The sequence below is a fragment of the Halorussus limi genome (assembly GCF_023238205.1).
In the GTDB taxonomy this organism is placed as follows: domain Archaea; phylum Halobacteriota; class Halobacteria; order Halobacteriales; family Haladaptataceae; genus Halorussus; species Halorussus limi.
The window spans coordinates 1136846-1157580 of record NZ_CP096659.1 but is presented as its reverse complement, the minus strand read 5'-3'; the positions used below and the strand labels follow the sequence as shown (position 1 = coordinate 1157580).

General features: G+C 68.4%; 21 protein-coding genes. 4 read left to right on the top strand and 17 right to left on the bottom strand.

Translation table 11 applies throughout. The features are described 5' to 3' along the window. Window positions 1–124: 124 nt before the first annotated feature. From M0R89_RS06000 to M0R89_RS05985, 4 genes are read right to left on the bottom strand one after another with little or no spacing between them, the layout of a single operon-like run. Window positions 125–829 (bottom strand): DUF7519 family protein, encoded by a 705-nt coding sequence (locus tag M0R89_RS06000; protein WP_248651652.1) that lies wholly within the window; start codon window positions 827–829, stop codon window positions 125–127. Further along, on the bottom strand, window positions 826–2100 hold the full coding sequence (locus tag M0R89_RS05995) for a DUF58 domain-containing protein (RefSeq protein WP_248651651.1): 1275 nt from the start codon (window positions 2098–2100) through the stop codon (window positions 826–828). Before M0R89_RS05995 ends, M0R89_RS06000 begins: the two co-directional genes overlap by 4 nt. After that, window positions 2097–2660 carry a DUF7269 family protein gene (locus M0R89_RS05990; protein ID WP_248651650.1) on the bottom strand — a complete coding sequence of 188 codons (564 nt, stop codon included), beginning with the start codon at window positions 2658–2660 and terminating at the stop codon, window positions 2097–2099. The genes M0R89_RS05995 and M0R89_RS05990 overlap by 4 nt, the downstream gene beginning before the upstream one ends. After that, on the bottom strand, window positions 2657–3310 hold the full coding sequence (locus tag M0R89_RS05985) for a DUF4129 domain-containing protein (protein ID WP_248651649.1): 654 nt from the start codon (window positions 3308–3310) through the stop codon (window positions 2657–2659). Before M0R89_RS05985 ends, M0R89_RS05990 begins: the two co-directional genes overlap by 4 nt. A gap of 150 nt (window positions 3311–3460) precedes the next feature. Between M0R89_RS05985 and M0R89_RS05980 the strand changes: the two genes are divergently transcribed. Then, complete coding sequence (locus M0R89_RS05980) at window positions 3461–4687, top strand: MFS transporter (protein WP_248651648.1); 1227 nt, start codon at window positions 3461–3463, stop codon at window positions 4685–4687. 46 nt (window positions 4688–4733) lie between these two features. Here the strand turns inward: M0R89_RS05980 and M0R89_RS05975 are convergent, their stop codons facing one another. Then, complete coding sequence (locus M0R89_RS05975; RefSeq protein ID WP_248651647.1) at window positions 4734–5159, bottom strand: hypothetical protein; 426 nt, start codon at window positions 5157–5159, stop codon at window positions 4734–4736. Window positions 5160–5253: 94 nt separating this feature from the next. Further along, window positions 5254–6513: a threonine synthase gene (thrC, locus tag M0R89_RS05970; protein WP_248651646.1), complete on the bottom strand. Its 1260-nt coding sequence runs from the start codon at window positions 6511–6513 to the stop codon at window positions 5254–5256. A 471-nt stretch (window positions 6514–6984) separates the two neighbouring features. On the opposite strand from thrC, the gene M0R89_RS05965 reads away from it, so the two are divergent. Then, on the top strand, window positions 6985–7449 hold the full coding sequence (locus M0R89_RS05965) for a hypothetical protein (RefSeq protein WP_248651645.1): 465 nt from the start codon (window positions 6985–6987) through the stop codon (window positions 7447–7449). A 9-nt stretch (window positions 7450–7458) separates the two neighbouring features. Here the strand turns inward: M0R89_RS05965 and M0R89_RS05960 are convergent, their stop codons facing one another. Beyond that, complete coding sequence (locus M0R89_RS05960) at window positions 7459–8304, bottom strand: manganese catalase family protein (protein WP_248651644.1); 846 nt, start codon at window positions 8302–8304, stop codon at window positions 7459–7461. Between the two features lie 168 nt (window positions 8305–8472). Here M0R89_RS05960 and M0R89_RS05955 point away from each other — a divergent pair, with 168 nt between their 5' ends. Beyond that, a complete protein-coding gene (locus M0R89_RS05955) occupies window positions 8473–8979 on the top strand; it encodes a hypothetical protein (RefSeq protein ID WP_248651643.1) in 507 nt (168 codons plus the stop codon). A gap of 7 nt (window positions 8980–8986) precedes the next feature. Here M0R89_RS05955 and argF read toward each other — a convergent pair whose 3' ends face one another. The 10 genes from argF to M0R89_RS05905 form a co-directional block, all read right to left on the bottom strand. Beyond that, complete coding sequence (gene argF / locus M0R89_RS05950; protein ID WP_248651642.1) at window positions 8987–9955, bottom strand: ornithine carbamoyltransferase; 969 nt, start codon at window positions 9953–9955, stop codon at window positions 8987–8989. Next, window positions 9952–11010: a [LysW]-lysine hydrolase gene (locus M0R89_RS05945; protein ID WP_248651641.1), complete on the bottom strand. Its 1059-nt coding sequence runs from the start codon at window positions 11008–11010 to the stop codon at window positions 9952–9954. Before M0R89_RS05945 ends, argF begins: the two co-directional genes overlap by 4 nt. Then, the gene (locus M0R89_RS05940; RefSeq protein WP_248652326.1) at window positions 11007–12143 is read right to left on the bottom strand and encodes an aspartate aminotransferase family protein; all 1137 of its coding nucleotides are present in this window, start codon (window positions 12141–12143) and stop codon (window positions 11007–11009) included. The genes M0R89_RS05945 and M0R89_RS05940 overlap by 4 nt, the downstream gene beginning before the upstream one ends. Further along, on the bottom strand, window positions 12143–13135 hold the full coding sequence (locus M0R89_RS05935) for an acetylglutamate/acetylaminoadipate kinase (RefSeq protein ID WP_248651640.1): 993 nt from the start codon (window positions 13133–13135) through the stop codon (window positions 12143–12145). Before M0R89_RS05935 ends, M0R89_RS05940 begins: the two co-directional genes overlap by 1 nt. Further along, the gene (argC, locus tag M0R89_RS05930; protein ID WP_248651639.1) at window positions 13132–14220 is read right to left on the bottom strand and encodes an N-acetyl-gamma-glutamyl-phosphate reductase; all 1089 of its coding nucleotides are present in this window, start codon (window positions 14218–14220) and stop codon (window positions 13132–13134) included. Before argC ends, M0R89_RS05935 begins: the two co-directional genes overlap by 4 nt. Then, on the bottom strand, window positions 14220–15098 hold the full coding sequence (gene lysX, locus M0R89_RS05925; protein ID WP_248651638.1) for a lysine biosynthesis protein LysX: 879 nt from the start codon (window positions 15096–15098) through the stop codon (window positions 14220–14222). Before lysX ends, argC begins: the two co-directional genes overlap by 1 nt. Window position 15099: 1 nt before the next feature. Further along, the gene (gene lysW / locus M0R89_RS05920) at window positions 15100–15264 is read right to left on the bottom strand and encodes a lysine biosynthesis protein LysW (RefSeq protein WP_248651637.1); all 165 of its coding nucleotides are present in this window, start codon (window positions 15262–15264) and stop codon (window positions 15100–15102) included. 171 nt (window positions 15265–15435) lie between these two features. Beyond that, the gene (gene argH / locus M0R89_RS05915; protein WP_248651636.1) at window positions 15436–16968 is read right to left on the bottom strand and encodes an argininosuccinate lyase; all 1533 of its coding nucleotides are present in this window, start codon (window positions 16966–16968) and stop codon (window positions 15436–15438) included. Window position 16969: 1 nt separating this feature from the next. Further along, window positions 16970–18229 carry an argininosuccinate synthase gene (locus M0R89_RS05910; protein ID WP_248651635.1) on the bottom strand — a complete coding sequence of 420 codons (1260 nt, stop codon included), beginning with the start codon at window positions 18227–18229 and terminating at the stop codon, window positions 16970–16972. A 320-nt stretch (window positions 18230–18549) separates the two neighbouring features. Further along, on the bottom strand, window positions 18550–20106 hold the full coding sequence (locus M0R89_RS05905; protein ID WP_248651634.1) for an ATP-binding response regulator: 1557 nt from the start codon (window positions 20104–20106) through the stop codon (window positions 18550–18552). 101 nt (window positions 20107–20207) lie between these two features. Between M0R89_RS05905 and M0R89_RS05900 the strand changes: the two genes are divergently transcribed. Further along, window positions 20208–20723 (top strand): 2'-5' RNA ligase family protein, encoded by a 516-nt coding sequence (locus tag M0R89_RS05900; protein WP_248651633.1) that lies wholly within the window; start codon window positions 20208–20210, stop codon window positions 20721–20723. Window positions 20724–20735: the final 12 nt, after the last annotated feature.

Below are 20735 nucleotides of genomic sequence, written 5' to 3'. Positions count from 1 at the left end.
CTGCTCGAACTCTCGACCGAACTGCGGTGTAATCGTCGAGTGCGAAAGCACGTACCGCTGGTTTCGTCGGGGGCGCTGTTGATGTCCACTACTGACATACCGTGTGAGCGACGGCGTGATTCAGCTACGACAACGAGAGCAACGACGTGAGAAGCGCGATGACCGTCGCGAGGAACAACGTGAGTGCCAGCGTCGGTACCTGTATCGGAGCGACGGCGTTACCGACGGCGACCGACGCGACGAGTATCGCACCGACGGACGCGTTCGCGAGCGTCCGAACCGCTTCGACTCGCTTCGTCCCGGCCGCTCGCCCGACTCGCCTTCCGAGAGTGACAGCTTGTTGTCCGACGTTCCAACCGACCAGCGTGGCGGCCGACGCCACGGTGAGTCGCAGGACGGACGCTTCTCGAAGTACTCCGGCCACGAGTATCGAGACCAGACAGGCTCCGACGCCGGCGTTCACGAACTGTCGCGACTGACTCCGCCGGAGCGGATACAGCCCGAGGAGACAGAGCGCGACGCCGAACAGGCCGACGACGAGAACGACCTGCTCGTCCAGTCGCTCGGGCATCGAGGCGGCCGCGCCGACCGCGAGAAACTGCGCGAGGCTCCCGACGAAGACCGCCGCTCGCCCGGTCCTCGAACGCCCGCGTCCCTGCAGGACTCGACCCCCACCGACACAGAGGAGACACGCGGCTTCGATTGCCACGGGGACGAGTTCCGTCGCGTCGTCGGTCAACGCGGCGACGCCCGCGAGGACGAACGCCAGCGCGACTGCGCTTCCGACCGCTGTCGGGCGGCGGTCGGGCGTGACGAACTCGTCGTTCATCGCTCGTGCCTCCCGATGGTCCGCCGGAACGCGTCGTTCAGTGACCCGTCCGGGGACCAATCGACGACGCGCACGTTCGACCGTTCGAGGGCGGCGATTCGATTCGCGCGCCGGAGCCGACCGACCGCCGCGCCGGTCGTGGCGTCCGACGTCACGTCGGGACTCACGACGAACGCGGCCTTACACCGGCGTCGAAGCCGCTGAATCGCGTCCGCCATCTCCTCGTCCACGAGAGGGGAGACGACCACCAGTTGGTCGCGACGAGTCAGTTTCGCCGCGAGCTTCGTCGCCTGCTCGTCGCCGTTTCCGGCGGGGTCGTCGTCGGTTTCGTCCGGCGGGTCCGGCGACAGCAGCGGACCCCCGTCCGCCGTCTCGCCGAGTACGGTACGGAGACCTCCTCGGGCGCTCGGCGCTACCCAGCGGAACGCTGGCCCGAACACGGCGAGACCGACCCGGTGGTCCTGTCGCCGGAAGGCGGTCGCTATCGCCTTCGCCGCCGCGACGCCGTAGGAGACCGCGTGCGGTTCGCCGTCGCCGCTCCGACAGTAGGCGACGCGACGAGCGTCGAGACAGACGACGACGGACGCGACGCGGTCCTCTCGATACTCGACGGTCGAGAGGTCGCCGGTTCTGGCGAACCGCCGCCAGTCGATTCGACTCGGCGGGTCGCCGTGGCGGTACGTTCGCGTGCGGTGGAACTCGACGCCGTCCCCTGCGGCCGCCGCGCTCGCTCGTCCGGCGCCGACCAGTCGGTCGGGAAGCGGAACCTCGCTCACGCGCGGCAGACAGGCGATTTTGGCGTCGCTGGTCGCCCGTAGTTCGATTTCCTTGCCACCGCTCACGTCGCCGGTTACTACCGTGACGGGCCGGAACCGGTGTTCGCCGTGCTTGGCGCGGAGTTCGTACGAGAACTGCGCCGACTCGCCGCTTTCGAGCGCCGTCGCGTGTCGCGCTGTCCCCGACGCGACGGTCAGGAGTTCCGGAACGCCGTCCACGACCTGCACGTTCGGCGCGTACCGGTCGCTCTCGTTGGTGATGCCGACCGTCACGGTTACGCGACTTCCGTGTTCGGGAGTCGTCGCGTCGAGACGCCGCTCGACGCCGAACTCGGTCGGCGGCTCTCGGGTCACGTACGGATACGCGGCGAACCCGACGCCGACGATGGAGACGAGCAACAGCGCCGGTCGGTCGAAGTAGACGCCGACTGCGGTCGCGCAGAACACGAACGCGACTGCGCCGTTCCACCGTCCGGTTCGCCAACTCTCGTTCATTCGTTCTCGCTCTCGATTGACTGTAGCGCCCGCACCGTTCGCTCGACTCGATGCTCGAACCGAATCCGCCCGACTATCGCTCTCGTTCGACTCCGAAACCCACTCCCGGTCGGTGTGAAGAACGACGCCGCGACTCGGTCGTCCGTCCACGCCCCGGTTTCGAGCTTCTCCCGCGTCCTCTCGCGGGAACACCCCGTCGAGCGGACGAGTGTCTCCAGCGCCGTCTCTCGAAGCTCCTCCCGGATGGTCCGTCGCTCGCGTTCTGGCACGACCAACAGCCACCCCGATAGGCGGCGGTCGAAGCGCGCTCCGAACGTCCGACCTCGGGCGACCGCTTCGACTTCCAGCGGTGCCGTCTCCGCCTTCGGTACCTCGGACAGGACGAGGACCAGCGCGGTTCCCACGACTGCGACGGTGAAGAACGCCGGCGGAATCAGGTCGCCCGCGAGGACGACCGGTATCGAGTCCTCCCCGAGGAGAGCGCTCCCACCGAGTACCGCGACGCTGACACCGAACAGGACGTAGCCGACGACCGTCGCCCCGGTTCGAAGCCTGTTCATCGCTCGGTGTCGCCCTCCGCGCCTTCCGAGTCGCGTCGGTTCCACCGACGCTGTTCCGGGCCGACCGGTTCGTCACCGTACCTGACCGCCCGGAAGGAGTCGGTTATCTCGTCGACGAACTCGGCGTCGAACCCCGCCTCGCGTGCGACCCCGGCCCACTCGGCCGGGGTCCGGGCGCGGGCGTTCTCTGCGTCGAGCTTTCGGACCATCTCGCCCCAGGCTCGATACACCTCGTTCGAGAGTTCCTCGGGGCGGAACTGAACTCCGTCTCGCTCGGTCGCCTCGTCGTCCGTCGCCGTCGTGCCGGACGTGCCGCTGGCGATTCGGCGCGTCGCGAGTCCCAGCGCCGTCACGACGACTGCGCCGACGGCTATCGGCAAGAGGTACGACTCGACCGTCCGAAACAGGGCGAGCAGGAGGCGGAGGACGCCCCCGCCCGCCGAGGGCATGCGGAACTCGGACATCGACATCCCGAGGACCGAAAAGAGCCACCGGAGGAAGACGAACAGTAGCGATTCCCCGCTGGTCTGGCTCAGTTCCGTCGGAGGACTCAGTTCGCCCGCGAGGTCCGTCGAGCGAAGTGCTGCGGCAGAGACACCTGCCGAGACGGCGTAGAGGAGGGCGACGAGCGCCGCTCGGTCGCGTTCCATCAGAGTGTTAGATAGTTAACTCCTACTTGCTTATATATCTCGGTTTTACCGGTGAACGTTACGGAGACGGTCACTGGCCTTCGCCGTCGTTCCACGTTCGCCCCTGCCGCAAAACCCGAACTCAAATACCTCCGTCTCCTTGCTCCGACAGTGTCACACGGCCGCGCCGACGAGACGGACGCCCGCGAGGAGCGCCTCCTGACCGGTTACTCCGGCCGTCTCCTGCTGGCGGTCTCGCTCGGATGGGCCGCCATCCAGACCGGCCGACTCGTCCTCTCGCCGATGCTTCCGGCCGTAATGGGCGACCTCGCCATCACCGAGTTCCAGTCCGGCCTCGCCTTCACGACCCTCTGGGGTCTCTACGCGCTCTGTCAGTACCCCAGCGGCCGCCTCTCGGACGAACTGACCCGAAAGACCCTGCTCGTCGCGGGTCTCGCGCTGGTCGTCGCGGGGTTCGCGGTCCTCGCCAGCGCGCCGAACTACCCCGTGTTCCTGCTCGGTGCGGTCGTCGTCGGCACCGGTGCCGGTCTCTACCCGACCCCGGCCCGGGCGCTGGTCTCGGACCTGTTCGTCGCCCGCCGCGGGCAGGCGTTCGGCCTGCACACCGCCTCGGGCGACGTGGGCGGCGCGGCCGCGGCCGGACTCGCCGTCGCGGCGCTCGCGCTCGCCGGTTGGCGCTCGGCCTACGCGCCGGTCGTCGTCGTCCTCGCGGGCGTGGCGCTCGCGCTCCACCTCTGGGGTCGCGAGGAGTACGTCCGCCCGACGGTGGACCGCGAGTCGGTCGCTGCGGGCCTCTCTGACGCCGCGGAGACCGCGAGGCGACTCCGGAGCAACCCCCGGATGCGGTGGCTCCTGCTGGCCTACGCGCTCTACGCGTTCACGTGGCAGAGCGCGGCCGGGTTCCTGCCGACGTTCCTCCGGGCGTCGAAGGGGTTCCCGGCCGGACTCGCCAGCGGCGGGTTCGCCGCGCTGTTTCTGGTCGGCGCGGCGGTCAAGCCCCTCTCCGGGTCGCTGGGCGACCGGTTCCCCCGGGCGGGTGTCGCGGCCGGGGCCTTGGTCGTCGCGGCCTGCGCGCTGGCCGGGTTACTCGTCGCGGACAGCACGCTCACAGCGGGTGGCGCAGTCGTCGTCTTCGCCGGGGGCCTGATGGCCTACCCGCCGGTGATGCAGGCGCTCCTGATGGACACGTTTCCCGACGGGAGCATGGGCGGCGACCTCGGCGCGACCCGGACGGTCTACATCGGTCTCGGGAGTCTCGGCCCGAGTTACGTCGGATTCGTCGCGGGGAGAATCTCGTACACCGCGGCGTTCGCCGGGTTGCTGGCCTGCTTGCTCGTGAGCGCGACGGTCGTCGTGGCGTTGGCGCGAAGCGGGTAAGTCGCCGGACCGGCGCGTTTCCACAGCGACGAGAGCGCGGCGCGGGCTACCGAATCCACGCTTTCAGTCGCGCCAGCAGACCGGACTCCTGTCTCCGGCCGGTCCACTCGAAGTCGTCGCCGTCGCCGGCGATTCGCTCGCGGTAGGACTCGGTCCGCGCTTCCAGCACTCGCTCGTTGCGCGTGACCACGGCGTCGAGTTGGGACTTCTTGCTCTCCAATCGTCGTTCGAGGCGATTCACCTCGTCGGCCAGTCGCGCGCGTTCGGTCAGCAGTTCCTCGTACTCGCGTTCGTAGTCGCCGCATCGGCGCTCGTGTCGCTCGTCGAGTTCCGGTCGTAACTGTTCGTAGACACGTTGCGGACAGACCACCACCCTCAAATCGTCGTCGGGTCGCGGGTTCGACCCGTCTGCTCGCTCTCCTTCGGGTAGTCTCTCGGGGTCGTGAGCGCGTTCGGGGGTCTCGGTGCTCACGCGAAGACACACGGCGTCTACCCCCAAAAAGTCGCGTCAGACGGGAGCATGACGGCGTCAGACGGACGAACGACGCCGTTTCGACTGGAGATTCCTACTCGCCGAGGTGGTCCAACACGCCGTCGGTGTCGGCCGGAACCGGTTCGGGGTTCGCTCCGGCGGCCGCGGCGGCGTCGGGGTCCTTCAGCAGGTGGCCCGTCGTCAGGCAGACGACCTGCTCGTCGGCCGCGACGTCGCCGGATTCGCGGAGTTTCCGGAGTCCCGCCACGGAGGCCGCGCTCGCGGGTTCGACTCCCACGCCGTCGCGGGCGAGCGAGCGCTGGGCGTCGGTTATCTCCTCGTCCGAAACCGCGACCGCCGTGCCGCCGGTCTCGCGGATGCCGGGCAGGGCCTTCGGTGCGTTGACCGGGTTGCCGATGCGGATGGCGGTCGCGCGGGTCTCGACCTCCTCCCAGCGCCGGACCTCGTCGTTGCCCTCCTCGATGGCCTCGACCATCGGGGCCGCGCCCTCGGCCTGCACGCCGGTCAGCGCCGGCACTTCCTCGGGAGCGAGCGCCCCCGACGCGACCAGTTCGCGGAACGCCTTGTAGAGGGCGGCGGTGTTGCCCGCGTTCCCGACCGGCAGGACGATGCGGTCCGGGAACTCGCCCGTCTGGTCGCGGAACTGCTCCAGAATCTCGAGGCCGATGGTCTTCTGGCCCTCAAGTCGGAAGGGGTTGAGCGAGTTGAGCAGGTACGCCTCGCCGCGGGCGGCGAGGTCCGAGACGATGTCGAGGCAGGCGTCGAAGTTGCCGTCGACCTCCAGAATCCGCGCGCCGTGGAGGCTGGCCTGCGCGACCTTCCCCGCGGCGACCTTTCCGGCGGGGAGCAGAACCAGAACCTCCGTTCCTGCGCGCGCCCCGTAGCACGCCAGCGCAGCGCTCGTGTTGCCCGTAGACGCGCACGCGAGGCGGTCCACGCCCAGTCGCTCGGCGACGCGGACGCCGACGGTCATGCCGCGGTCCTTGAAACTCCCCGTCGGGTTCATCCCCTCGTGTTTGACTCGGAGGTCCGCGACCCCCGTCTCGTCCTCGATGGTCGGCACCTCGTAGAGCGGGGTGTCGCCCTCTTCGATGGCCACGCCCTCCTCGAAGGGGAGCGCGTCGGCGTACCGCCAGACGCCGCGTCCCTCGAAGTCCTCGAAGGTCGGAAGGTCGGCGTATCGTACCTCCAGCAGACCGTCGCACGAGTCGCAGGTGTACCGAACCGCCTCGAACGGGGCGAAGGTCGTTCCGCACTCGATGCAGGCCAACCAGACGCCCTCGTCCGCCGTCTCCGGCGGGTCGGGTCGCTCCCCGGACAGACTCAGAGTCATCGTTCTGTGGGAGGGAACCGACGGATAAAAACGGTCGGTTCGAGGTAGTTCTACGCTCGCGGAACGCGGCGGGAGGATATCTCCCGTCGCTGGCGCTCGTCGTTTTGCCGACCGAGCGTCACGCTCACCGCGAAACCGAGTCGTGGCACTCGTTTCCACCCCTTCATTTCGATTGGAGACCGACCGGAGATGTCCTCGGTACTCAGTTCTCTATCCGCAACAACTCGTTGACTACGGTACAAGTTACCGCCTCGAACCTGCAGAGCAGTCCGAGGTGGGACCGGTAAAACAGCGGGTGTCGTCGTACTCCCGTTCGGGGTTACGCTGGCGCTTTCCGGCCTTCTGGCGGAGTCACGCGCCAGACACAATCTCCTCTTTCGTGCCGAAATGCCTCGTGACTCCGGTGTCGAACCGTGAACGGTCCGAACGAACGCACCGATTTTTCAGACGTGCTATCATAGTTCACACGTTATGACCGAGACGGAGACCGCGGTTCGACGCGACCGGCGCGGCCGAAGTCGGTGGGTCGGCGGCGCTATCGCCGGACTCGTCGCCGGCCTCGTCTTCGGACTCTACCTCCAGTTCGCGGTCGGCGTCCTGCCCCCGCGCGAGACGGTCGTCAGCGTGGAGGCGCTGGCGTACAGTTGGGTCGTCCACCTGTCCCACAGCCTCGTGTTCGCACTCGTCTACGTCGGCGTCGTGAGTCTCCCCCGACTCGACCGCTTCGCCGACCGCGCCGCAACTGGGGTCGCGCTGGGCGTCGGCTACGGGGTCGCGCTCTGGGTAGTCGCCACCGGCGTCGCCGTGACGTTCTGGGCGCTGGCCAACACCGTCTGGGTGCTGCCGATTCCCGACCCGAGCGTCGCGAGCCTCGTCGGACACGTCCTCTACGGCGGGGTCCTCGGCGTCACCTTCGCGGTCGCTCGCCGGACGTGAGTCGGGTCGCTACTCGTCTTCGATGGTCCTGTCGCCGGACCCGCCGCTGGCCTCGTTGTACATCTCCTCGATGGCCTTTTCGAGTTGCGGGTTGCCGCCGCCGGGCTGGTTGCCGAACGAGAACTCGCCCTTTCCGTCGATGGACACTCCTTCGGTCCAACGCTCGTGGGGGTCCTCCCGGTCCTCGCGGAACGTGGACATGAACTCGTAGTTGTACTCCTGATTCTCCTTCTCTTGGTCGAAGCTCGCGGGCACCGGCACGGTCTCGCCCATCTCCTCCAGCGCGGCGTGCCACTGGTTCTGGTGCATCGTGTCGCGGGCGATGAGGTACGCGAGCATGTCCTTCATCCCCGGGTCGTCGGTCATCTCGTAGAGTCGGGTCGCGAGCAGTCGCCCGGTGGACTCGGCCATGATGTTGGCGTACATGTCGGCCGCGAGGTTCCCGCTGGCGACGATGAAGTTCCCGCTGAAGGCGTTACCGTTGGCGTCGACCGGCATCGCGTGGAGGCCGGCAGAGAGCGCCTGTCGCGGCTGGCCGCCCTGCATCATCGCGTCGATGACGGCGTCGTTCTCGCGCGCCTCCCGGCGCAGTTCCTCGGGTGCGCCCTCGAGGTTCTTCGTGACGGCCGTAGCTAGCATCTCGATGTGGCCTAACTCCTCGGCCGCGGTCTCCATCAGCAGGTTGCGGTACTCCTGTTTCTCCTTCGGTTGCCCGAACGCCTGGAACATGTACTGGAGCGCGACGCGCATCTCGCCTTCGACTCCGCCGATGGCTTGCTGCAACATCTTCGCGAAGTACGGGTCCGGGTCTTCGACTTCGACTTCGTACTGTAGTTCGTTGTCGTGGTAGAACACGGGTTTTCCCCCGCTGAAGCCACGACGGGTCGACCGTAATCACTTTTGGCGGTTGACATTTATAACGAGCTAGTTGAATACGTGTTTAGCATTCGGCGCGGGCACGGACCTCGACCGGAGAGCCCCGGAAGGTGAAAGTTGATAACAGGGGGCTGGATAGCCGCCGCCATGTACGAGTGGCAAGCGACGTGGACGCCGGACACCGACTCTTCGGAGGAGCGCCGCGTCCGGTTCGAGGCCGACTACGACCGACTCGAGGATGCCGACGTCCTCACGAACGCGTACCGAGTGACGCGCCGGGACAACGTCGTGGACGAGTACGCGCTTACGAAGTATTGGCGACTCGCGGACCTCACCGGCACGTACGCGAAAATCGCGGACACGCTCGGCGAGGCGACCTACCCCGACCTGACGGCGTGGCTGGGAGACCGTCCCGAGGTCCTCGCGGTGCGCCCGCGAACTCCGGCCGTGGACGTATTGCTCGACTCGAAGGAGTCGGGTCGGCGACTGCGCTCGGCGCTCCGGGACTGGCTCGACGCCGACGTTTCGGCGACCGTAGAGCGCACGACGACGCGAAAGCCCGGCACGAACGGTGCCGTCGGGCAGGTGCCCCGGCTTCAACTCCGGACGCAGTTCCACCTCGACGAGACCGTCGAGCGCCACGCGGCCGACTAGCCGGGGCTCAGTCCTCGCCGAGCAGATGCACCAGAAGCGCCTTCTGGGTGTGCATCCGGTTCTCGGCCTGCTCCCAGACGACCGCCCGGTCGCTCTCCAGCACGTCGCCCGTGATTTCTTCGCCGCGGTGAGCGGGCAGGCAGTGCATCACGTCGGCCTTCGGGGCGGCCGCGAGCAGGTCGTCGTTCACCTGAAAGCCCTCGAAGTCGCCGAGTTTCTCCTCGCGAACGTCGTCCTCGCCCATGCTGACCCACACGTCGGTGTACACCACGTCCGCGCCCTCGACCGCTTTCTCGGGGTCGTGGACGACGTCGGGGGCCCGCCCGCACGCGTCGGCCCGCGCCAGCACGCCGTCGTTGGGTCCGTACCCTTCGGGCGTCGCCATCGTGAGGTCGATGCCGGCCATCGCGGCCCCGACCGCGAACGACTGGCCGACGTTGTTCCCGTCGCCGACCCACGCGACTTCCACGTCCTCGAACCCGCCGAACCGCTCGTAGACGGTGAACAGGTCCGCGAGCGTCTGGCAGGGGTGGGCCGCGTCCGAGAGGCCGTTGACCACGGGCACCGTGGCGTGGGCCGCCATCGATTCGAGGGCGTCGTGGTCGAACACGCGGGCCATCACCGCGTCCACGTACCGCGAGAGGGCGCGGGCGGTGTCGGCGACCGGTTCGCCGTGGTCGAGGTGGGTCGTGTCGGGGCCGAGGTAGACCGCGTGGCCGCCCAACTGGGTCATCCCCGCCTCGAAGGAGACCCGGGTGCGGGTACTCGGCTTCTCGAACAGCATGGCGAGGCTACGGTTCGGCAGGACCGCGTGGTCCTTCCCGGCGCGGTGGGCGACTTTCAACTCGGCGGCGGTCGAGAACAACTCGGCGAGTTCGTCGCCCGAGAGGTCGTCGATTTGCAGGAAGTGCTTCGGTGGCGATGCTGCGGTCGGGTCGGTCGGGTCTGTCGTGGAGTGGGTCGCGTGGTCGTTCATGATTGCAGGGTCTCGGAGACGCGTTCGAGGACCGCGACGGCGCGGTCGAACTCCCCGAGGTCGAGGCGTTCGTTCGGCGCGTGGTCCAACTCGGAGTCGCCGGGTCCGTAGGTCGCCATCGGGCAGCCCCACGCTCCGGCGTAGAGGTTCATGTCGCTGGTTCCGGTCTTGCGGAGGAGTCGAGGGTCGCCCCCGACTCGTCGAATCGCGGTCCGGAACGCTCGCGCCACCTCGCTCCGGGGCGTCTCCATCACGGGCGGAATCGGTTCCGCCCACTCGACCGACCCCGCCGCCAACTCGTCCTCGACGGTCTCTCGGATATCGGCCGCGGTCTCGTCGGGCGGAATCCGGAACTGCGCGTCCACGCTCGCCTCCACCGACAGGCCGTCGGCCGCGGTGCCGCCCGAGAACTCGACCGGTTTGGCCGTCACCCGCTCGAACACCGACGGTTCGTCCGTCTGCTCGGGGGCGCTCTCGAACGCCTCCTCCACCCGCGACCACCACGCCATCGCCGCTTGAATCGCGTTCGGGTCGGGACGGGAGGTGTGGGCCGAGTCGGTCTCGACCGCGTACTCCCCGGCCAGAAAGCCCCGATAGCCGAGGGTCACGCCGTCCCATCCGGAGGGTTCGCCGTTGACCACGGCGTCGGGTTCCTCGCGGTCGGCCACGAGGTGACGCGCGCCCCGGGAGTCGGTCTCCTCGCCGACGACGCCGACGAAGCTAACTCCCGTTTCGACCGCGGCGGCGGCCATCGCCGCGAGCGGTCCCTTGGCGTCCACGCTCCCGCGGCCCCAGAGTTTCCCGTCCGTCACCTCCACCGGGATGTCTCCCGGCACGGTGTCGATGTGCGACGTGAGGAGTACCGAGTCGTCGGCGGGCGCGCGGACGTTGCCCGCCTCGTCGAGCCACGCCTCCCGGCCGCGCTCCTCGAAGAAGGCCGCGAGGCGCTCGGCGCACTCGCGCTCGTCGCCGGTCGGGGAGGGAATCGCCACGAGGTCGGCGAGGAGTTCGCGGGCCGCCTCGTCGGTCACGCCCGCGTCGGCGCTCTGGCTCACGTCTCGGCCCCCGCGAGGACGCTTTCGAGCGCCGCGACCACTTCGTCGGCGTGGGCCTCCGAGACGGTCAGCGGCGGGAGCAGGCGCACCACGGTCCGGCCCGCGGGGAGCGCCAGAATCCCGTGGTTCATCGCCAGTTCCTTCAGGATGCGGTTCGCGCCGCGTTTCACCTCCGCGCCGAGGAGCAGGCCCTCGCCGCGGACCGCGCGAATCGGCGCGTCGGACCCCCTCAGTTTCGACTGGAGGCGGTCGCCGACCTCGGCGGCGTTCTCCGGCAGATTCTCCTCGGCGATGACCGAGAGCGTGGCCTCCGCGGCCGCGCTCACCACCGGCCCGCCCGAGAACGTCGACCCGTGCGGTCCCGCGTTCTCGGCTACCCAGTCGGCACAGAGGGTCGCGCCGACCGGGAGGCCGCCGCCGAGTCCCTTCGCCGACGTGAGCACGTCGGGGACGACGCCGCGCTTCTCGCAGGCCCACAGCGCGCCCGTCCGGCCGAGTCCGGTCTGAATCTCGTCCAGAATCAGCGCCGACCCGGTCTCCTCCGTCACCTCGCGGGCCGCGTTCAGGTAGCCCTCGGGCGCGGGGTTCACGCCGCCCTCGCCCTGAATCGGTTCGAGCAGGACCGCGGCCGTCTCGTCGTCCACGGCCGCTTCGAGGGCTTGCCGGTCGCCGTAGGGGACGAACTCGAAGTCGCTCGCGAGCGGTTCGAATGGCTTCTTGTACTTGGGTTTCCACGTCGCCGCGAGCGACCCCATCGTCCGGCCGTGAAAGCCGCGTTGCGCCGCGACGATTTTGGAGTCGCCCGTGGCGCTCCGCGCGAACTTGATGGCCGCCTCGTTGGCCTCGGTGCCGGAGTTGCAGAGCCAGACGTTCTCCAAGTCACCGGGCGCGACCGCCGCCAGTTTGTCGTAGAGACCGTCGCGGGCCGAGTTGGGATAGCTGGCCTGCACGAAAGTCAGCTTCTCGACCTGCGACCGGACGGCCTCGACGACCTCGGGGTGGCAGTGACCGACCGCGGCGACGCCGTAACTCGCGCCGAAGTCGAGGTACTCGTCGCCCGAATCGTCGTAGAGGTACGCGTCCTCGCCCGATTCGATTCGAATCGGCTTCTCGGAGTAGACGAATCCGGACATCATCTCACCGCCCCGGGTTCGAAGGTCGTTCCGTGGCCGGTCCGGGCCGCGGTGATGGGGTCGCGGTTGTTCGCGTCCGCGACCGTCACCGAGGCCGCACCGCCGTCGAGGGCTTCGACCGCCGCCATGACTTTCTTCGTCATGAACCCCTCCGCGGCCGCCTCGGCGGCGTCCAACTCCGCGGGGGTCCCGACGCGCTCGATGACCGACTCGGGGTCGTCGGGGTCCTCGTAGACGCCCGCCACGTCGGTCAGCACGACTAACTCGCCGCCCAGCGCGCCCGCAATCGCGGCGGCCGCGCGGTCGGCGTCGGCGTTGACGGGCGTGTACTCCGTCGCGCCCGCGCCGCCTCCGCCGCCCGTCTTCGACGCGCCGCGCGACTCCTCGGCGAGCATCGGCACCGTGACGACCGGGACGTAGCTTCCGGCGAGCAGGGTCGAGAGCAGGTCGTCGTTGACCGCCTCGATTTTGCCCGAGTGGTCGCCCCTGCGGATTTTCTTCCGGCCGTCCTCGACCACCTTGACCGCCGACTTGCGCGGGCCGGTCAGGAGCTTTCCGTCCGCGCCAGAGAGACCGACCGCGTTCACGCCCTCGTTCTGGAGCGCGGCCACGAGGTCGGTGTTGAGTTTGCCGGGCAGGACCATCTCGAAGACCTCCATCGTCGTCTCGTCGGTGAAGCGTCCGACGACGCCGCCGGGCGTCTCGACGTACTCGGCCTCTTCGCCGAGGCGCTCCAAGGTGTCGTCCACCGCGGTCGAACCGCCGTGGACGACCACCACGTCCTCGCCGTTGGCGACGAGGTGCGCGATGTCCGCTAGCGCGCCTTCGGGGTCCACGGCACGCGCGCCGCCGATTTTGACGACGACGGGCGGGTTCTGTTCGTCTCCGCCGACCGCTCCTCCATCAGTCCGGAGTCCGTCGTCGCCGAGGTCGTTGTCGATAAGTTGCTCGTGTGCCGCTTCGAGGTCCGCTTTCGTGTACTCGTCCGTCATGGGCTTCCCACCGGGTGGAGTCCCTGAAAGTCGAGTCCCGCGGTCTCTTCGAGGCCGAGCGCGAGGTTGGCGGCGTGGACCGCCTGCCCGGCCGTGCCTTTCACCAGATTGTCGATGGCGCTGAACACCACGACGCGCTCGTTTCCGGGGTCCAACTCGAAGCCGACTTCGGCGTAGTTGGTGCCCGCGACTGCCTTCGGTTCGGGGTAGCGATAGACGCCCGACCCGCCGGACTGTAGGCGGACGAACGGTTCCTCGTCGTAGGCCCCGCGGAAGGCCGACCAGAGGTCGCCCTTCGAGACGGGCGAACTCGGGAAGACGTGGCAGGTCGCGGCCGCGCCGCGGACCATGTCCACGGCGTGGGCCGAGAAGGACACCTCGGCGCCCAGTTCCTGCTCGATTTCGGCCTCGTGGCGGTGGCCGGTCGGCGCGTAGGGCCGGACGACGCCCGAGCGCTCGGCGTGACTTCCGGCCTCGCTCGACGTCGCGCCGCCCTCCGAGGACCCGACCTTCACGTCTGCGACTATCTGCTCGCTCCCGTCGCCGTCGAGAATCCCGGCCTCGAACAGCGGATGGAGGCCGAGAATCGTCGCGGTGGCGTTGCACCCGCCCGCGGCGACGAGGTCCGCGCCGGGCAACTCCTCGCGGTGGAGTTCCGGCAGGGCGTACACCGCCTCGTCCAGATACTCGGGCGCGTCGTGGCCGTCGTACCACTCCTCGTACTGCTCGGCGGTGTTCAACCGGAAGTCGGCGCTCAGGTCCACCACGGTGTCGGCCGCCTCGTAGAAGGCGTCTATCTGCGCCATCGAGACGCCGTGGGGCGTCGCGGCGAACAGCACGTCCACGGAGTCGAGGTCCGCGGGGTCCGAGAACCGGAGGTCGGTCCCCCGGAGGTTCGGGTGGACCGACCCGACCGACTTGCCCGCGTACTCGCGGCTGGTCGCGCCCGCGAGGTCGAAGTTCGGGTGGCCCGAGAGGATGCGGAGGAGTTCGCCGCCCGCGAACCCGCTCGCGCCGACGACGGTGGCCGAGAGCGTCTCGTCCGCGCTCGCTCCCTCCGCTCCGGTCGAATCGACGATGGGCATCAGGCGACCACCTCCTGTTTCGCGGCGGCCTTCGTTTCGAGCCAATCGACCACTTCGGCCGGCACGTCCGCGTCGGCGGCGTCGTTCAGCGCCTTGAACTCGACCGTGTGGTTGACCTCGTGGACGGTGTAGTTGGGTTCGTCCCCTCCACCGACCTCCATTAGGTCCACGCCCAGCAGGCCGCCGCCGACCGCGTCGCTGGCCTGTTGGACCAGCTTCTTCGCCTCGGCGTCGAGTTCGAACGCCTCGGTCTCGGCACCCTTCGCGGCGTTCGTGAGCCAGTGGTCCGACGAGCGAACCATCGCGGCGACGGGGTCGCCGTCGGTCGCGAGGACGCGAATATCGCGGCCGGGCTTGTCCACGAACTCTTGGACGTAGAACACCTTGTGTTCGTAGTGGCCGAGCGTGGCCTTGTGTTCGAGAATCGCCTCGGCGGCGCTCCGCGAGTCGATTTTGGCCATCAGGCGACCCCACGACCCGACCACGGGCTTGAGGACGCAGGGGTAGCCGAACGACTCGATGCTCTCCATCGCCGACTCCTTGGTGAACGCCACGTCGGTCGCGGGCGTGGGGACGCCAGCGCCGGCGAGCGCGAGGCTGTTCTGAACCTTGTCGGCGCACGTCTGGGCGGTCTCCGCGGAGTTGACCACGGGCACGCCGTACGCCTCGCAGAACTTGGTGGCGTAGAGGCTCCGACTCGTGGCGAGACACCGGTCCACCACGACGTCGAGGTCCGCGAAGATTTCGGGGGCCTCGTCCAGTCCGAACTGGAGGTCGCGCACGTCTATCTTCACCACGTCGTGGCCGCGCTCGCGGAGTTCGGAGAGCAGGAGCTTCTCGTCCTTCCGAATCCGGGAGTAGAGTATTCCGACCTGCAACTTACTCCCCCCAGTCCTCTTCGAGCTCCGGGGCTCGGTCGAGGACTGGCGGGTTTCGTTCGACGAGTTCCAGTTCCGCGCCGCAGGTCGTGCAGTCGAGTATCTCTCCCACTTCGGCGTTGTCGTGCAGGGTCACGTCCGCCCCGCATTCGACGCATTCGGTCATAGCACTCCAATGTATCCCGCAGTACCACTTAAAACCATCGAACGTGACAAAATATTTTCATAGCACAGAGTCGTCTCTAAGGGCGTGAGAGGGCGAATATCGCGTCAAACGAAATCCAATTTCGGACTTCGGTAGTTTATAAATGTGGTTCCGGACGGGACCGGCCGTGGCTCAGGCATATCGGCTCACCTCCGTGCGGAGTCTCTCGTCGGCGGCCGTCAGCGACTCGCGGGCGTCGGCCAGCGCCGCCTCGTCGGCCGCGACGGTCTCCTCGGCCGCTGTCAGGCCCGCGGCGACCGACTCGGGCGCGGGACCGCCGGTCGAGTCGCGCGACGCGACGCTCTCGGCGGGGTCGAGCGCGGCCTCGACCGCCTCGCGTTCGACGTAGGCCGCCAGCGAGTCGTCCAGAATCTCCTCGGCCGCGGCGTCGAGCGCGTCCAAATAAGACGCCTTGACGTTGCTTTCAGCAACATTTTCGTTTCTCTTGGACACCTTTTCACTGCTCTCGGCGACCATCTCGTGGGCCTTCCGGAAGGGGACTCCGGCCATCGCCAGGAGGTCGGCGACGCCGGTGGCCGTCGAGAAGCCCTCACCGGCCGCCTCGGCCAGCGCCGCCTCGTCCCACTCCGCGGTCGCCGCGGCCCCGGCGGCGACCGCGACCGCCTCCGAAACGGCGTCGACGGTCTCCCACGCGTGGGGCGTGGCGTTCTGGAGGTCGCGGTTGTACGCGCGGGGCAGGCCCTTCAGCGTCGTGAGCAGGCCGTTCAGCCCCGCCGCGGCGTCCCCCGCGGTCGCCCGCACGAGTTCGAGCGTGTCGGGGTTCTTCTTCTGGGGCATGATGGAGGAGGTCGAGGAGTAGTCGTCGGACAGTTCTACGAGGCCCTTGTTCGAGAACACCACGAGGTCCTCGGCGAGGCCCGACACCGTGGTCGCCAGATTCGCGAGCGCGGCGACGACCTCCACGAGGAAGTCGCGGGTCGAGACCGCGTCCATCGAGTTGGCGACCAGTTCGTCGAAGCCGAGCAACTCGGCGGTGCGCTCGCGGTCCACGTCGAAGGGCGTGCCCGCGAACGCGGCGGAACCGAGCGGCGAGCGGTTCACGCGAGCGTAGGCGTCGAACAGGCGCGCCGTGTCGCGCGCGACCGCCTGCTCGTAGGAGAGCAGGTAGTGGCCGACGGTGGTCGGCTGTGCGGGCTGGAGGTGGGTGTAGCCGGGCATCACGGTCTCGGCGTGCCCCTCGGCGACTTCCGCCAGCGACTTCCGGAGGCCGAGCGTCGCCTCGACGGCGTCCAGCACGTCCTCGCGCAGGCGGTAGCGGATACAGGTCGCCACCTCGTCGTTGCGCGACCGGGCGGTGTGCATCTTCCCGCCGACGTCGCCCGCGCGGCCGACGACGGCCGTTTCGATGGCGGCGTGAACGTCCTCGCCGTCGGGGAGCGCGTCGAATCCCGCCGACTCGACCTCGTCGAGCGCCGAGAGGATTGCGGTGGCCTCGTCCTCGCTCACCACGCCTTGCTCGGCCAGCATCACGACGTGGGCGCGGTCCACCGCGAGGTCGGCCGCGAAGATGCGCTCGTCGTCGGCCATCGAGGAGAGGAACCCGCGGGCGGGGCCGCCGCTGAAGCGGTCGCGGCGCACCACGTCGGACGCGTCGTTGGAGGAACGACGTTCCTCGCTACCCGCGGAGCCGCTCTCCTCGGTCATTCTACTGCTCCTCCGTCTCCTCGGTCCCATCGCCGGAACCGTCGGTCAGCAGTTCGGCCTTCTTGGCCTCGGCGTTCGCGGCGACCTCGTTTGCGAGTCTGGACTGGAAGCCGTGGTACTTCGCCACGCCGGTCGCGTCGCTCTGGGCGATGCCGTCCACCGACTCGGTGTTGAACGAGGCGGCCGACTCGGAGTAGACCGCGTAGTCGCTCTCGCGGCCGACCGGGCGGGCCTGTCCGCCCTCGAACTTCACGGTGACGGTGCCCGTGACCTTCTCCTGGGTGGTGTCCACGAATCCGTCGAGGGCGTCCACGAGCGGCGCGGACAGCAGGCCCTCGTAGGCTTTCTCTGCCCACTGCTGGTCGACCTGCTTCTTGAAGGCGCGCTCCTCCTCGGTGAGGACGAGTCCTTCGAGCGCCTCGTGGGCGTTGAGCAGGGTCGTCGCGGCGGGATGCTCGTAGTTCTCGCGGACCTTCAGGCCGAGCATGCGGTCTTCCATCATGTCGGTGCGGCCGACGCCGTGGCTCCCGGCGAGGTCGTTGAGGTACTCGATGAGTTGAACTGCGGGCATCTCCTCGCCGTCGACGGCGACCGGCTTGCCCTCTTCGAAGGTGATTTCGACGGTCTCGACGTTCTTCTGACCGGGCGTGTCGGTCCACTCGTAGATGTCCTCCGGCGGAACGTAGCCGGGGTCTTCGAGGTCCGCGCCCTCGGCCGAGCGACTCCAGAGGTTGGTGTCGATGCTCCAGTCGCCCTCGTTGCCGCCCTCGACGGGCAGGTCCTTCTCGTCGGCGTACTCCATCTCCCACTCGCGGGTCAGGCCGAGTTCGCGGACGGGCGCGATGACCTCCAAATCCGACTCGCGCCAGACCGCCTCGAAGCGAAGTTGGTCGTTGCCCTTGCCGGTACAGCCGTGAGCGATGGCGTCGCAGTCGTTCTCCTCGGCGACTTCGAGGATGGCCTCGGCGATGACGGGGCGCGCGAGCGCGGTGCCCAGCGGGTAGCCCTGATACGTCGCGTTGGCCTTCACGGCGTCGAGACACTGGTCGGCGAACGCGTCCTTCGCGTCCACGACGTAGTGTTCGAGGTCGAGCGCTTCCGCGGTCTCTTCGGCCTCGTCGAACTCCTCGGCGGGTTGGCCGACGTCTACCGTGACGCCGATTACTTCGTCGTGTTCGTACTCCTCTTCGAGCAGCGGGACGCAGACGGTGGTGTCGAGTCCGCCCGAGAAGGCGAGCGCGACTTTCGATTGTTCTGTCATGTTGGGTGTGGTGTGTTGTCGGGTGTCGTGTCAGTGGATAGTTCGCGGACGATACGGGTGACGTCGAACGGGACGAAACCAGCGGAGTCAGGGGATGAGGATAAGGTGGGGTCTAAAAGGACCCCGGTCGTCGTCGCGCGAGAACGAGGGCGGACTCACGGCTCTCGGGGGTACCTGCGAGCGACCCCGGGCCGCGAGTCCCTGTCATCGTCACATCCATTGAGAGCGAGGGGCTTAAACTCTATCGGGTCGGCAAAGATTGCAGTCAATGATACGACACGTGCCCGCCAGGAGAGGGAATCGCGCGACCCGACGCCCGGTCAGAATCTAACCTCGAAGCGCGCGCCGCCCGTCTCGCTCTCGGCGACCGAGACGGTCCAGTCGTGGGCCTCCGCGATGCGCCGAACGATTGCGAGTCCCAGTCCGGTCCCGCCGTCGTCCGTCGAGTAGCCGTGTTCGAACACCGATTCACGCCGGTTCTCGGGGACGCCCGGGCCGTCGTCGGCGACGTAGAACCCGTCGCCGCCGTCGAGCGCACCGACCCGAACCGTCACCGCTTGGCCGCCGTGTTCTATCGCGTTGCGAAAGAGGTTCTCCAGCAGTTGCTGGAGACGCTCGCGGTCGGCCTCGACGGTCACGTCGTCCTCCGCTCGACAGACGGCGGCGTCGGCCTCGACGCTCTGCCACGCCTCGGCCGTAACTGCCGACAGGTCGTGGTCGGTCACGTCGTGTAGCGCGTCGCCCTGTCGGGCCAGCGTGAGCAGGTTCTGAATCAACTGCTCCATCCGGTCGTGGGCGTCCTCGACCTGCTCGAAGTCCTCCTCGCAACCGCTCTCTCGGGCCATCTCGAGGTAGATTCTGGCGACGTTCAGCGGATTGCGCAAGTCGTGGCTGACCACGCTGGCGAACTCGTCGAGGCGGCGGTTCTGCTCGCGGAGCGCGTTCTCGTCGGCCATCTGCTCGTACTCGTAGCCCAACCACTGGGAGATGAGTTCGACGTATATCTTCTCGTTCTCGGAGAACGCCCTGTCGCGGGGGTCCCGGTCGGCGAAACAGAGCGTGCCGTAGAGGTCGCCGTTTACGAATATCTTCGCACCGACGTAACAGCCGAGACCGTACGTCTCGTAGGCGGGGTCGTCGGACCAGCCTTCCGACTCGGCGTCCTCGACGCTCAGCAGTCCCTCGCCCTCGACCGTCTTCCGGCAGTAGGTCTCGCCCAGCGGCGCGGTCTCGCCGGGTTGGAGCAGTTCGTGGGACCCGACCGCGTCCACGATTTCGAACGTGTCGCCTTCCACCTGCGAGACGAACCCCACGTCCACGTCGAGGCGCTCTCGGCCGAGTTCGAGGAGTCGGCGACGCTTCTGTTCGTATGAGAGTTCGGTGTTCGACGCCGTCCGGTAGAGTTTCCGCAGGTAGGTCTCGTTCTCGCGGAGTTCGGTCGCGATGCGGGCGTAGTCGTCGGCCGTCTCTCGGGTGACGAGCGACCCGTCCGGACCGCTGGCGGCCCGGCGCACCACGGCGTTTTCGACCCGGACGACCAGCAGGGCCGACTGGTCGCGGTCGGCCCGTCGTTCGAGGTAGTCGGTCGCGCCGCGCGCGAGCGCCTCGCTGGCGTCGTCGTCCCCTTCGCCCGCGACGAACACGTACGGGATGTCGGGCCACCGCTCTCGCACGGCGTCGAGCAGGTCGAGTCCGCCGTTCGCGTCGCCGACGACACAGCCGAACGTCTCCGATTCCAAGCGGTCGAGGCCGGCCGCCGCGTCGTCCGCGCGCGCCACGGTGACGGCGTCCTCTCTTCCGAGGTACTCGGCGAAGTCACCGGTCCGCTGTCTGTCGGCGACGTAGAGTACGCGCACGGCCTCCCCGGGTATCTCCATTCCTCCCACTTAAGGTGGCGAAATACAATAAATCTGGTCTCCGAACCGCCGTCGGTCCGACGACCGCCATTCTCTTGTGCGCGCTCCTCCACGTTCCGGGCGTGTACAGCCTCAACGTCCCGGTTCCCGGCGAAGTCGAGCGGCTCGCCGAGGACCTCCGGCCCGCCCTGCTCGACTTCGACACCATCCGGGAGCGCCACACCCTCCTCTGCAAGCGTCTCGGCGACGCGCCGCCGGGTGGAGTCGCGCGCCTGCGCGAGCAGGTCCGGACGGCGCTGGCGGGCGCACCGGCATTCGAGGCCCGCGTCACCGGCATCGACTGCTTCGAGCACCCGCCGCTCGGCGAGGGACCGGTGGTCTACCTCGCCGTCGAGAGTCCGGGCCTCCGTCGGGTCCACGACCGTCTGCTCGACGAGTTCTCGGCCGTCGAGGAGTTCGAGGGCGACGATTACGTTCCGCACGTCACGCTCGCGCGGGGCGGCGGTGTGGCGTCCGAGCAGGCGGCCCGCCGACTCGCCGAACGCGACGTCGAATCGGTGACGTGGACCGTGAACCGACTCGCGCTCTGGGACGCGACCTACGAGGAGGAAGTCGCCGCGTTCTCGCTGCCTGCCTGAATCAGCGGTCGC